A 12198-nucleotide genomic window follows, 5' to 3' on the forward strand; every position below is an offset into this window, starting at 1 on the left:
GCCGATCAGTTGCGAACAGGCTTGCCGGTCTGCAGCAGGCCCATGATCCGTTCCTGCGACTTGGGATGCTCCAGCAGGCTGCAGAAGTGCTTGCGCTCCAGCGCCATCAGGTACTCCTCGGTCACCATGGACCCGGCTTCCACCGCACCGCCGCACACCACGTCGGCGATCAGGCTGGCGATGTGGAAGTCGTGCGCGCTGATGAAGCCGCCGTCACGCATGCCGACCAGCTGCGCCTGGATGGTGGCGATGGCCGAGCGGCCGGCCACCGGGAACTGGGCCTTCAGCGGCGCGCGCCAGTTGCTGGCGGCCATGGCCTTGGCCTGGGCGATGGCGGTGAACAGCAGCTCGTCCTTGTGCGCCACCACCACGTCGTCGGCCAGCAGGTAGCCCAGCTGGCGGCTTTCCAGCGCGCTGGTGCCCACCTTGGCCGTGGCCGCGGCCTGGAAGCCGTCCTTCAAGAAGGCCAGCAAGTCGGTGCTGTTGGCCGCAGCCGCGTTCTCGGCGGCGCGGCGGGCGATGTAGGTGAGGCCGCCACCGCCGGGGATCAGGCCCACGCCCACTTCCACCAGGCCGACATAGGTTTCCAGGTGGGCCACGCGCTTGGCGCAGTGCACCGCGATCTCGCAGCCGCCGCCCAGGGCCAGGCCGCGCATGGCTGCCACCGTGGGCACGCTGGCGTAGCGCAGGCGCAGCAGGGCATCCTGCAGCTTCTGGATCTCGGGCGCGATGCCCTTGGCGCCCAGCTTCATGAAGGTGGGCAGCATCGCCTCGAGGTTGGCGCCGGCCGAGAACGGCTCGTCACCGCTCCACAGCACCAGGCCGTCGTACTGGCCCTCGGCCAGTTCCACCGCCTTCAGCAGGCCCTCGATCACGCCGGGGCCGATCAGGTGCATCTTGCTGGTGATGCTGGCGATCAGCACGCTGCCGTCCAGCGTCCACAGGCGGATCTCGTCGTTCTTGAAGACTTCGGTGCCTGACTGGATGAAGGGCGTGGCGCCCTCGCCGCCCAGTGCCTCGGGGAAGTGCTGGCGTTGGTAGACCGGCAGGCTGCTGCGCGGGACCATGCGGCCCTGGGCGGCGCTCCAGGAGCCTTCGGCGGTGTGCACCCCGGTGCGGCCATCGAACACCCAGGCCGGCAGCGGCGCGCTGCTCAGTGCCTTGCCGGCGTCGATGTCTTCCTGCACCCAGGTGGCCACCTGCTGCCAGCCCGCGGCTTGCCACAGTTCGAACGGGCCTTGCTGCATGCCGAAGCCCCAACGCATGGCCAGGTCCACCTCGCGGGCGGATTCGGCGATGTCGGCCAGGTGCACCGCCACATAGTGGAAGGCATTGCGCTGGATGGCCCACAGGAACTGCGCCTGCGGGTTGGTCGATTCACGCAGCAGCTTCAGCCGCTCGGGTGCGGGCTTCTTCAGGATGCGGTCGATGAGGGCGTCGGCCTTGCCGCCGGCCTTCACGTACTCGCCGGTGGCGGCGCTGAACTGCAGGATGTCCTTGCCCACCTTCTTGTAGAAGCCGGCGCCGGTCTTCTGGCCCAGGGCGCCGGCAGCGATCAGCTTGGCCACCGCGTCGGGCGTGGCATAGCTGGCGTAGAACGGGTCGGCCTGCAGGTTGTCCTGCATGGTCTTCACCACATGCGCCAGGGTGTCGATGCCCACCACGTCGGCGGTGCGGAAGGTGCCGCTGCTGGCGCGGCCCAGCTTCTTGCCGGTGAGGTCGTCGACCACGTCGTAGCCCAGGCCGGCCTTGGCGGCTTCGGCAATCGTGCCCAGCATGCCGGCGATGCCCACCCGGTTGGCCACGAAGTTGGGCGTGTCCTTGGCCCGCACCACGCCCTTGCCCAGGCTGCGGGTGACGAAGGTTTCCAGGTCGTCCAGGATCTGCGGCTGCGTGGCGGCGGTGGGGATCAGCTCCACCAGCTGCATGTAGCGCGGCGGATTGAAGAAGTGGATGCCGCAGAAGCGCGGGCGCAGCGCTTCGGGAAGCACTTCGCTCAACTTGGTGATCGACAGACCCGAGGTGTTGCTGGCCACGATGGCGCCGGGCGCCAGGTGCGGCGCCACCTTGGTGTAGAGGTCCAGCTTCCAGTCCAGCCGCTCGGCGATGGCCTCGATCACCAGGTCGCAGCCGGCCAGCAGGTGCAGGTGCTCGTCGTAGTTGGCCAGTTGGATCAGCGCCAGGTCACCGGCCACGCCGATGGGGCTGGGCTTCAACTTCTTCAGGCCCTCGATGGCCTTCAGGCCGATGCCGTTCTTCGGGCCTTCTTTCGCCGGCAGGTCGAACAGCACCACCGGCACCTTCACATTCACCAGATGGGCGGCGATCTGCGCACCCATCACGCCGGCGCCAAGCACGGCCACCTTGCGGACATTGAAACGGTTCATCGTGGTTCCTTGTTGTGGGTGCACGTGGTCATTCCACACGTTGCCACTGCTGGTTGCGGAAGAACGGGCCGATGTAGCCGCGCACCTCCAGCGCCTTGCCGCCGTCCACCGGCTTCAGGCGCAGCTTGTAGACCTTGCCGTTGTTCGGGTCGAGGATCTCGCCGCCTTCCCAGTGCTGACGGTCACCATCGGCCTTGGCGCCGCGGATGATGGTCATGCCCAGCACCGGCTTGCCGGCGCGCTCGTCGGTGCATTTCTCGCACACCGCGTCGGCCTTGGTCTTGGGATCCAGGAACTTCTCGACACGGCCGTTGAGCACGCCACCGGCCTCGGTGATGCGCACCAGCGACTTCTCGGTCTTGGTCTCGTCGTCGATGGTCTTCCACAGGCCCACCGGCGTCGCTTGGGCGAGGGCCGTGCCGGCGGCAGCGGCCAGGGCCAGGGTGATCAGCAGCTTCTTCATGGCTTGTCTCCGGTCAGGGTGGTCGGTGGGGTCAGAACAGGGCTTCGTCCATCGCCATCAACGGCGACACGCCGGCACGGGCGGTGCGGATCAGCGTGGCCGTCTCGGGCAGCAGCTTGGCGAAGTAGAAGCGGGCGGTGTGCAGCTTGGCGGTGTAGAACGGATCGCCACTGTGCTGCTTGTCCAGCGCCACCTTCGCCATGCGGGCCCAGAAGTAGGCAAAGCACAGGTGGCCCACCACGCGCAGGTAGTCCACCGCCGCGGCGCCCACCTCGTCGGGGTTGCCGAAGGCCTTCATGCCCAGCTCGGTGGTGAGCTTGGTCACCTTGTCGCCCAGGTCGGCCAGCGGATTGACGAACTCCTGCATGTCCTCGCGCACGCCTTCCTCTTCCACGAAGGCGGCGATCAGCTTGCCAAACTTCTTCAGCTTCTTGCCGTTGTCGCCCAGCACCTTGCGGCCCAGCAGGTCCAGGCTCTGGATGGTGTTGGTGCCTTCGTAGATCATGTTGATGCGGGCATCGCGCACGAACTGCTCCATGCCCCACTCATGGATGTAGCCATGGCCGCCGAACACCTGCTGGCAGGCGCTGGTGGCCGTCCAGCCGTTGTCGGTGACGAAGGCCTTCACGATGGGCGTGAGCAGGGCCACGATGTCGTCGGCCTCCTGTCGCTGATCCTCATCGTCGGTGGACACCAGCACATCCAGCTGCAGCGCGGTGTAGGTCAGCATCGCGCGGGCGCCCTCGGCATAGGCGCGGGCGGTCAGCAGCATCTTGCGCACATCCGGGTGCACGATGATCGGGTCGGCCGGCTTGTCGGCCGCCTTCACGCCGGAGAGCGAGCGCATCTGGATGCGGTCTTTCGCGTAGGCCACGGCGTTCTGGTAGGCCACCTCGGTCAGGCCCAGGCTCTGGTTGCCCACGCCCAGGCGGGCGGCGTTCATCATCACGAACATCGCCGCCAGGCCCTTGTTCGGCTGGCCCACCAGGGTGCCCACGGCGCCGTCCAGCACCATCTGGCAGGTGGCGTTGCCGTGGATGCCCATCTTGTGCTCCAGCGCGCCGCAGAAAATGCCGTTGCGGTCGGCCAGCGTGCCATCGGGGTTGACGTGGAACTTGGGCACGATGAACAGCGAGATGCCCTTGCTGCCGGCCGGTGCATCCGGCAGGCGGGCCAGCACCAGGTGCACGATGTTCTCGGCCAGGTCGTGCTCGCCGGCGCTGATGAAGATCTTCTGGCCGGTGATGCGGTAGCTGCCATCGGCCTGGGGTTCGGCCTTGGTGCGCAGCAAGCCCAGGTCGGTGCCGCAGTGCGGCTCGGTCAGGCACATGGTGCCGGTCCACTGGCCGCTGGTCAGCTTGGGCAGGTACAGCGCCTTCTGCTCGGCCGTGCCGTGGGCATGCAGGCATTCGTAGGCGCCATGGCTCAGGCCGGGGTACATGGTCCAGGCCTGGCCGGCAGAGTTCAGCATTTCGTAGAAGCACTGGTTCAGCACCAGCGGCAGGCCCTGGCCGCCGTAGGCCGGGTCGCAGCTCAGCGCCGGCCAGCCGCCTTCCACGTATTGCGCATAGGCCTGCTTGTAGCCCTTGGGCGCGGTCACCGCATGGGTGGTCTTGTCGAGATGGCAGCCCTCGGCATCACCCGGCAGGTTCAGCGGCGTGACCACCTCGGCGGCGAACTTGCCGCCCTCGGACAGCACCGCATTCAGCGTGTCGGCATCGATGTCGGCATGGGGCGGCAGGGCCTGCAGCGTGGGCACGGCGTCGAGCACCTCGTGCAGCAGGAACTGCATGTCACGGATCGGCGGGGTGTACTGGGGCATGGCTTGCTCCTGGAGCGGGACAGTGGAACGCGGCCCGGCTGGGCCGCCTGGGGGACAGGGAAACGCGGGCTCAGCGGGCCGTGCCGCGCGCCAGGGGCGCTGCCGGCTCGGCCTGCAGGTAGAACTGCACGATGCGGTCGAAGCCCTTGCGGGCGCGGTCGACCGCACCAGGGATGCGCAGGAAGCGGGCGTCGTGGTGCAGTGCCAGGATCAGGCCGTGCACCTCGAACAGCATCTGCAGGGTGTCGGTGTCGGCGCGCAGGTGGCCGGCCTCGATCGACAGGCGGATCGCGCGCTCCAGCGCCGATTGCCAGTCGCGCACCATGCTGGCCAGGGCGTCGCGCACCGGGCCGGGCCGGTCGTCGAACTCGACCGCGCCGCTGATGTAGATGCAGCCTGAATCCAGTTCCACCGACACGCGCTTGACCCAGCGGTCGAACAAGGCGCGCAGCCGCGGCAGGCCGCGCTGCTCCCGCACCGCAGGGAAGAACACCTCATCCTCGAAGCGGGTGTGGTACTCGCGGATCACCGCGATCTGCAGTTCCTCGCGTGAGCCGAAATGGGCGAACACGCCCGACTTGCTCATGCCGGTCACCTCGGCCAGCGCGCCGATGGACAGCCCTTCCAGCCCCATGTGCGAGGCCTGCGACAGCGCGGCCTCCAGGATGGCGGCACGGGTCTGCTGGCCCTTGTGCAGGGAACGGACGGCGTTGCTGGCAGCAGCAGTGCGCTTGCGCGCGGCGGGCGCCTCGGGGTCGACAGGCAGGGGATGTGCGGACACGGTGCTCGGCGGATGGGCGGCCGCGGAATGAAACGAACGATCGTGCTATTTTGCAGAAGCCGCCGCTGCCGTGCCGCCTGGGCGACGCCTTTTTTCTAGACGATGGCGACTAGATCACGCCAGAAGCCCTGCGCTGCATCCGCATTGCCGGCGCAGCCGGCGGGCCCGGGCCGGCGCGGGGCATGCCGAATGCAGTACGCTAGGCACCGTTGACTGGAGGTGCTGTCCTTGGACGTTCTGCAGCTCGATGTGTCCGGACGCCCGCAAGCGTGGATCACGCCGCGGGAGGCCGCCCTGCTCTACGCCTGCGACGGCGTGGCCTGGACGCTGGGCCGCGCCGTGCAGGTGCTGCGCGGCGGCATCCAGCGCACCACCGGGCTGCAGTCGCGCATCGAGGTGCACGCCATCATCGCGGTGCGCGGCGCCATCCCCAGCCGGGCCTGGCGGGTCACGCCCACGCTCACCAACCCCAAGCTCTTTGTGCGTGACCGGCATGTCTGCGCCTACTGCGGCGGGCGCTTCGGCTTCGACACCCTGACCCGTGAACACATCATCCCCACCTCGCGCGGTGGGCGCGACACCTGGATGAACTGCATCACCGCCTGCCGGGCCTGCAACGGCCGCAAGGGCAACCGCCTGCCCGAAGAAGCCAACATGAGCCTGCTGTACCTGCCCTACACGCCCAGCCTGCACGAGGACATGATCCTGCGCGGCCGCCGCATCGTGGCCGACCAGATGGAGTTCCTGCTCGCCAGCGTGCCGCGCTCGAGCCGGTTGCACGGCTGATGCGCTGGCCGATCGCGCTGGCACTGGCCAGCGCGCTGCTGGCACCGCCCGCCTGGGCGGCGGACGCCGCTGCACGGGCCGCCACGGCGCCGTCACCACTGCAGGTGCCCGACACCCTGGCCCAGCGCCTGCAGCCCTGCATGGCCTGCCACGGCGCCCAGGGCAAGGCCAGCCGGGACGGCTACCTGCCGCGCATCGCCGGCAAGCCGGCCGGTTACCTGTACCAGCAGCTGCTGCATTTCCGTGACGGCCGGCGGCAGAACGCCACCATGACCCGCCTGCTGGCCCAGCAGACCGATGCCTACCTGCGCGAGATGGCAGAGCACTTCGCCGCGCTGGACCTGCCCCATGCCGCCCCGCTGCCCAGCCCCGCTCCGGCGGCACTGCTGGCCCGTGGCCAGGCCCTGGCCCTGCAGGGCGATGCCGGCCAGCGGCTGCCGGCCTGCAGCGCCTGCCACGGCGCGCAGCTGGTCGGCGTGCTGCCGGCCGTGCCCGGCCTGCTGGGCCTGCCGCGCGATTACCTCATCGGCCAGCTCGGCGCGTGGCAGACGCAGCAGCGCCGGGCCCTGGCGCCCGACTGCATGGCGCAGATCGCCCAGCGGCTGACGCCAGCCGACATCGGCGCGGTGGCGGCCTGGCTGGCCGCCCAGCCGGTGCCGGCCCAGCAGCGGGCCGCCGCCGCCGCGCCCGGCCCGGCACCGCTGCCCTGCGGCAGCACCGACCACCCGCCGCGATGAGACCCGCCCGCCTGATGCGCTGGGCCGCCGGCCTGGCCGCCACCCTGTTGACCGGGGCCGCGCTGGTGCTGTGGCTGAACCTGCGAGGCGAAGCCCCGCTGGCGCCCGACCCCAGCCCGCCGGTGGTGGCCGATGCCGGCACGCTGGCCCGCGGCGCCTACCTGGCCCGTGCCGGCAACTGCGCCGGCTGCCACACCGCGCGCGGCGGTGCGCCCTATGCCGGCGGGCGCGACATCGCCACCCCGTTCGGCACCGTCGTCGCCGGCAACCTGACGCCGCATGCCAGCGGCCTGGGCAACTGGACGGCGGCGCAGTTCCGGCGCGCGATGTGGCACGGCCGCAGCGCCGACGGCCGCCTGCTGGTGCCGGCCTTCCCGTACACCCACTTCACCCAGGTCAGCCGCGCCGATGCCGATGCGCTGTGGGCCCACCTGCGCAGCCTGCCGCCGGTGGACCAGCCCAACCGCCCGCATGCGCTGCGCTGGCCCTATGGCACGCAGCCGGCGCTGGCGGTGTGGCGGGCGCTGTTCTTCCAGCCGCTGGCCGGCGAGGCACCGGCACCTGCGGCCACCACCGCCGATGCCACGCTGCTGCGCGGTGCCTACCTGGTCAACGGCCTGGGCCACTGCAGCGCCTGCCACGGCGGCCGCAATGTGCTGGGCGCCAGCGGCGCCCTGGGTGGCGACGGCGGCGGCAGCAGCCTGCCGGGGCAGCGCTGGCAGGCGCCATCGCTGACCGATCCACAACAGCTGGCCATGGGCCAGCGCAGCACAGACGAGCTGGTGCAGTTGCTGCGGACCGGCCTGTCCGAGCGCGCCGCGGTGATGGGCCCGATGGCCGATGTGGTGGCCGACAGCACCCAGCACCTGACCCCCGCCGACCTGCGGGCGATGGTGGTCTACCTGCAATCGCTGGCGCCGGCCGCGCCTGCCCAGCCGCCCGCCCTGCCCCCACGTGATGGTCCGGTGCTGGAGCGCGGCCGCCAGCTCTATGCCGACCACTGCATCAGCTGCCATGGCAGCGAGGGCCAGGGCGCACCGGGCATCTACCCGCCGCTGGCGCGCAACCCCACGGTCACCCTGCCCGACCCCACCAACCTGGTGCAGGCCATCACCGGCGGCGGCTTTCCGCCCGGCACGGCCGGCAACCCGCGGCCCTATGGCATGCCGCCGTTCGACCTGCCGCACGAGGACCTGGCCGCCCTGACCACCTGGCTGCGCGCCAGCTGGGGCCACGACGCCGCACCGGTGACGCCGGTGCAGGTGCTGCTGGCGCGTTGAGCGCGTCACCGCTGTTCACGCTTCTTCACCGGCCAGCAACCTGGCAGCCGGCCACCGGGCGCAGCATGTCGGCGGGTCAACGTGGGACTGCCACGCCCCGTTGTACACGCAGACACACCAAAGGACACACCATGTTCCGCTCCACCTCCGCGCTGGCCCTCGCTGCCGTGCTGGCCCTGGCCGGCTGCGCCACCAGCAGCCCCGACGTCATCAGCCGCCACGATGCCCAGCGCATGTCCACCGTGCTCGACGCCACCGTGCTGGCCGTGCGCCCGGTGACCGTGGACGGCAGCCAGAACGGCGCCGGCGGCGTGGCCGGTGGCGTGGTGGGCGCGGTGGCCGGCTCGTCGATCGGCGGACGGCGTGACTCGGTCGTCGGCGGCGTGCTGGGCGCGGTGGCCGGCGCGGTGATCGGCAATGCCATCGAGCGCAATGCCACCCGCGAAGAATCGCTGGAGATCATGGTGCAGCTGCGCAACGGCGAGCGCCGCGCCATCGTGCAGGCCAAGGGTGCCGAGAGCTTCGCCCCCGGCGATGCGGTGATCCTGGTGACCACCGGCAGCAAGGTGCGGATCTCGCGCGCGCCCGGCCATGCGCCTCAGGGCGGCAACGCGCCGCTGCCGCCGCCGCTGCCCGGCCACCGCAGCTGACCGGCCGGCACGCTGGCCGTCATCCCCACCGTCAGCGTGCCGGCTTCGGCGCCGGCAGTGTCACGCCGCGCATCGCCAGTGCCAGCTCGGACGCCTGCCACAGCGTGATGCCGTGGGCACGCGCATAGTCGGCCGCGGTGTCGCTGAACCCGCCGAGGCAGATGCACACCGCCCGCGGCACATCGGCCGTGGTGTTGTCGGCCTGGCGGGCCGCCTGCAGCGCACGCAGCGGCTCCACGCCCAGCCGGGCTGATTTCCAGCGCCGCGCACTGACCAGGGTGCGCAGCCCCTGGCGTTCCATCACGAAATCGACCGCATCGCCCGCAGGCGCCGGCTGCACCTCGATGCCGCTGCGCCGCAGCCCATCGGTCAACAGCGCCTGGAAGGCCGGCCAGGCCATCGCGCTGACGGCCTCCTGCGTCTGTTGCACCCGGGCGGCGCTGGGCAGGCGCCACTGGCGCTGCGCCGCGATCGCGGCGATCACGATGAACGGAAAGCCCGACAGCGCGCCCACCACGCGGAAGGCCTCCGGCAGCAGCGCGGCCGCCACCAGGCCCAGCACCGCCGCGATCAGCAGGCTCACCCACCAGGGCGAGCGCAGCAGCACGGCAAACAGCGAATTGGGCGGCGGTCTGAACTTCAAGCGGGTCTCCGGCAGCAGCCCGGTGGCGTGCGGATGCGCACAGACCGACCAGGCCAGGAAGGCCATTGTGGCTGCCCGCAACCGCCTGAAAGCCCGCATGTCACGCCACGCCGACCACACCAAGACCGCCACCGCCGGCCCCGACGCCCCCATGGCGCTGGACCTGGCCGCCCTGGAAGCCGCCCGCCAGGACATCAGCCAGGGCGCGATCACGCCCTTCCACAGCGCCTGGCGGGAAGAGACCATCGCCCTGCTCAACGGCGTCCTGGCCACCGAGTGGGTGTGCGTGCTGCGCTACCGCCGCCACCACTTCACCGCCGCCGGCATGGCCTCGCCCAAGATCGCCGAAGAGTTCCTGGTGCATGCCAACGAGGAGATGGGCCATGCCGACCGGCTGGCGCGGCGCATCGTGCAACTGGGCGGCGCACCCGACTTCGCGCCCGATTCGCTGCTGGCGCGCAGCCATGCCGCCTACGACGATTCACCGGGGCTGAAGGCGATGATCCGCGCCAACCTGGTGGCCGAGCGGGTGGCGATCGAGGCCTACAGCCAGATGATCGCCCTGGTGGGCACGCGCGACTCCACCACCCGCCGGCTGCTGGAGGACATCCTGGCCGACGAGCAGGCCCATGCCGAGGAGCTGAGCGACTGGCTGGCCGAGTAGGCAGCCGGCCGGCCCGCGGCGGCCGTGTGCGACAGCGCACCGACCGCCGCGCCGCTGCCGGCCACCATGGCCGTCACTGGCGCCTTCGCGCCGAGGAGACGGCCATGGGCCTGGGAACCATCCTGTTGATCGTGCTGGTGCTGCTGCTGATCGGCGCCGTGCCCTCCTGGCCGCACAGCCGCAACTGGGGCTATGGACCCAGCGGCGGCATCGGCCTGGTGCTGCTGGTGCTGGTGGTGCTGCTGCTGATGGGGCGGATCTGATCAAGCCGGCGCCGGCTGCGGCCGGCGCGAGCCCAGCACATGGGCATAGACCCAGGTGAACTCGGCGCCCAGCAGGAAGATCTGCGCCGAGTAGTACACCCACACCAGCACCACCACCAGCGAGCCGGCCGCGCCAAAGCCGGCGCTGACCGCGGCCAGCCCCAGGTAGGCGCCCAGCAACTGGCGGCCCACCGCGAACAGCGCGGCCGTGACCAGCGCGCCCACCCACACGTCGGACCAGGGGATGCGCACCCGCGGCATCAGCTTGTAGATCAGCGCGAAGACGCCGGTGACCAGCGCGAAGCTGCTGGCCGGATCCAGCACCGCCAGCACCAGGGCCCAGCCCTGGAACTGCGGCGCCCACCAGCGCTGCAGCCCGGCCAGCGCCGCGCTGGCCAGCAGCGAGACCATCAGCAGGAAGCCCAGCCCCAGGATCAGCCCGAAGGACAGCACCCGGGCACGCAGCAGCAGCCACAGCCCACCGGCGGGGCGGGCGGGCGCGCGCCAGATGCGGTCCAGCGTGTTCTGCAGCTCGGCGAACACCGTGGTGGCGCCCACCAGCATCAGCACCACGCCCAGCGCAGTGGCGGCCCAGCCATCGGCCGGGCGGTTCACGCGCTCCAGCAGGCCCTGGACGGCGGCGGCTCCGGCGGCACCCACCAGGCCCTGCAGCTGGCCGAAGATCTCGCCGCGGGCGGCTTCGGCGCCGAACACCAGGCCGGCCACCGCGGTCACGATCAGCAGCAGCGGCGCCAGCGAGAACAGCGTGTAGTAGGCCAGTGCCGCGCCCTTGCTGGCGGCATCGTCGTCGATCCAGGCGACCACCGACCGCCGCACCAGCAGCCAGGGCAGCGCCCAGCGCGCGGGGGTGGCGGCGGGCGCGCTCAGCTGTGGATGTCCAGCAGGCTGTCGACCAGGGTGACGCCCGGCACGGCCAGCGCCAGGCGGGTGGCACGCTCGCGCATCGGGCCGCTGGGCACCCGGCCATGCAGCACCACCTTGCCGTCGACGGTGTCGACGCCGATCCGCCAGGCCCGCAGCGCCGGATCGGCGGCCAGCGCGCTCAGGATGCGCAGGGTGATGCTGGCATCGGCCCAGGCCTGGCCCGGCGCCGGACAACTGCCGGACGGGCCGGCGATGGCCGTGTCCAGCATGTCGTCGATGCCGGCATCCTCACCCGGACCGCAGCCCGCCAGCGACAGCGCGCCGATGGCGGCCAGCAGCACGGTGGCCAGGCGTGGCGAGGTGCGCATGGCGGGCGAAGGTGGCTGTGGGGCCGGGCGCTCAGCTGCGCACGGTCAGCTGGTTCTTCACCGCCTTCACGCCCTTGGTGGCGCGGGCGATGTTCTCAGCCGCTTCCTTCTCGGTCTGCGACTTGGCAAAGCCCGACAGCATCACCGTGCCTTCCAGCGTCTCCACGCCGATGGCGGCGGCATCGACCTGGGTGCTGTCGACAAAGCGCGCCTTCACCGCGGTGGTGATGGCGGTGTCGTCGATGTAGGCACCGACAGTGGACTGGCCGCGGGTGACGGCGCAGCCGGGCAGCAGGGTCAGCGCAGCAACGGCGGTGACGACGGCGACGAGGGTGTGGCGTGCGGGCATGGGGGGCTCCTGTGGTGCGCCGCAGGCGCGGCGGGATGGACGCCAGTCTAGGCATCGCGGCCGGGGCCCCCCATCGGAAGGCGGCGACAGGCGCTGTAGGACAACGCGCCGTGGGCTGGC

Annotated in this window: 14 protein-coding genes; 6 read left to right on the plus strand and 8 right to left on the minus strand. The window is 71.1% G+C overall.

Annotated elements, in window-relative coordinates:
• Positions 1–5: 5 nt before the first annotated feature.
• The 4 genes from FFT10_RS15980 to FFT10_RS15995 all read right to left on the minus strand — a co-directional run bounded on the left by FFT10_RS15980 (position 6) and on the right by FFT10_RS15995 (position 5453).
• Positions 6–2387 (minus strand): 3-hydroxyacyl-CoA dehydrogenase/enoyl-CoA hydratase family protein, encoded by a 2382-nt coding sequence (locus FFT10_RS15980; protein ID WP_137733848.1) that lies wholly within the window; start codon positions 2385–2387, stop codon positions 6–8.
• 28 nt (positions 2388–2415) lie between these two features.
• Positions 2416–2850, minus strand: coding sequence for a DUF2147 domain-containing protein (locus tag FFT10_RS15985; protein WP_137733849.1), 435 nt, complete (start codon positions 2848–2850; stop codon positions 2416–2418).
• Between the two features lie 31 nt (positions 2851–2881).
• Positions 2882–4672 carry an acyl-CoA dehydrogenase C-terminal domain-containing protein gene (locus tag FFT10_RS15990; protein WP_137733850.1) on the minus strand — a complete coding sequence of 597 codons (1791 nt, stop codon included), beginning with the start codon at positions 4670–4672 and terminating at the stop codon, positions 2882–2884.
• Between the two features lie 70 nt (positions 4673–4742).
• Positions 4743–5453, minus strand: coding sequence for a TetR/AcrR family transcriptional regulator (locus tag FFT10_RS15995; protein WP_373282536.1), 711 nt, complete (start codon positions 5451–5453; stop codon positions 4743–4745).
• A 228-nt stretch (positions 5454–5681) separates the two neighbouring features.
• On the opposite strand from FFT10_RS15995, the gene FFT10_RS16000 reads away from it, so the two are divergent.
• The 4 genes from FFT10_RS16000 to FFT10_RS16015 all read left to right on the plus strand — a co-directional run bounded on the left by FFT10_RS16000 (position 5682) and on the right by FFT10_RS16015 (position 8906).
• On the plus strand, positions 5682–6239 hold the full coding sequence (locus FFT10_RS16000) for an HNH endonuclease (protein ID WP_137733851.1): 558 nt from the start codon (positions 5682–5684) through the stop codon (positions 6237–6239).
• Entirely contained in the window at positions 6239–6976 is a 738-nt protein-coding gene (locus FFT10_RS16005; RefSeq protein ID WP_137733852.1) for a c-type cytochrome, read from the plus strand. Before FFT10_RS16000 ends, FFT10_RS16005 begins: the two co-directional genes overlap by 1 nt.
• The gene (locus FFT10_RS16010; protein ID WP_137733853.1) at positions 6973–8256 is read left to right on the plus strand and encodes a cytochrome c; all 1284 of its coding nucleotides are present in this window, start codon (positions 6973–6975) and stop codon (positions 8254–8256) included. Before FFT10_RS16005 ends, FFT10_RS16010 begins: the two co-directional genes overlap by 4 nt.
• Before the next feature lie 131 nt (positions 8257–8387).
• Complete coding sequence (locus FFT10_RS16015) at positions 8388–8906, plus strand: outer membrane lipoprotein (protein WP_137733854.1); 519 nt, start codon at positions 8388–8390, stop codon at positions 8904–8906.
• Positions 8907–8937: 31 nt separating this feature from the next.
• Here the strand turns inward: FFT10_RS16015 and FFT10_RS16020 are convergent, their stop codons facing one another.
• Complete coding sequence (locus FFT10_RS16020; RefSeq protein WP_228027137.1) at positions 8938–9549, minus strand: restriction endonuclease; 612 nt, start codon at positions 9547–9549, stop codon at positions 8938–8940.
• 97 nt (positions 9550–9646) lie between these two features.
• Between FFT10_RS16020 and FFT10_RS16025 the strand changes: the two genes are divergently transcribed.
• Both FFT10_RS16025 and FFT10_RS16030 read left to right on the plus strand, forming a co-directional pair.
• Complete coding sequence (locus FFT10_RS16025) at positions 9647–10213, plus strand: ferritin-like domain-containing protein (protein ID WP_137733856.1); 567 nt, start codon at positions 9647–9649, stop codon at positions 10211–10213.
• Between the two features lie 104 nt (positions 10214–10317).
• The gene (locus FFT10_RS16030; RefSeq protein WP_137733857.1) at positions 10318–10476 is read left to right on the plus strand and encodes a DUF3309 family protein; all 159 of its coding nucleotides are present in this window, start codon (positions 10318–10320) and stop codon (positions 10474–10476) included.
• Here FFT10_RS16030 and FFT10_RS16035 read toward each other — a convergent pair whose 3' ends face one another.
• From FFT10_RS16035 to FFT10_RS16045, 3 genes are read right to left on the minus strand one after another with little or no spacing between them, the layout of a single operon-like run.
• Positions 10477–11301, minus strand: a complete 825-nt coding sequence (locus tag FFT10_RS16035) for a YihY/virulence factor BrkB family protein (RefSeq protein WP_228027138.1) — start codon at positions 11299–11301, stop codon at positions 10477–10479.
• 59 nt (positions 11302–11360) lie between these two features.
• Entirely contained in the window at positions 11361–11729 is a 369-nt protein-coding gene (locus FFT10_RS16040) for a BON domain-containing protein (RefSeq protein ID WP_137733858.1), read from the minus strand.
• A gap of 31 nt (positions 11730–11760) precedes the next feature.
• Positions 11761–12078: a BON domain-containing protein gene (locus FFT10_RS16045; protein ID WP_137733859.1), complete on the minus strand. Its 318-nt coding sequence runs from the start codon at positions 12076–12078 to the stop codon at positions 11761–11763.
• Between the last annotated feature and the right edge of the window lie 120 nt (positions 12079–12198).

This window comes from Pseudaquabacterium pictum (genome assembly GCF_005403045.1).
GTDB lineage: Bacteria > Pseudomonadota > Gammaproteobacteria > Burkholderiales > Burkholderiaceae_C > Pseudaquabacterium > Pseudaquabacterium pictum.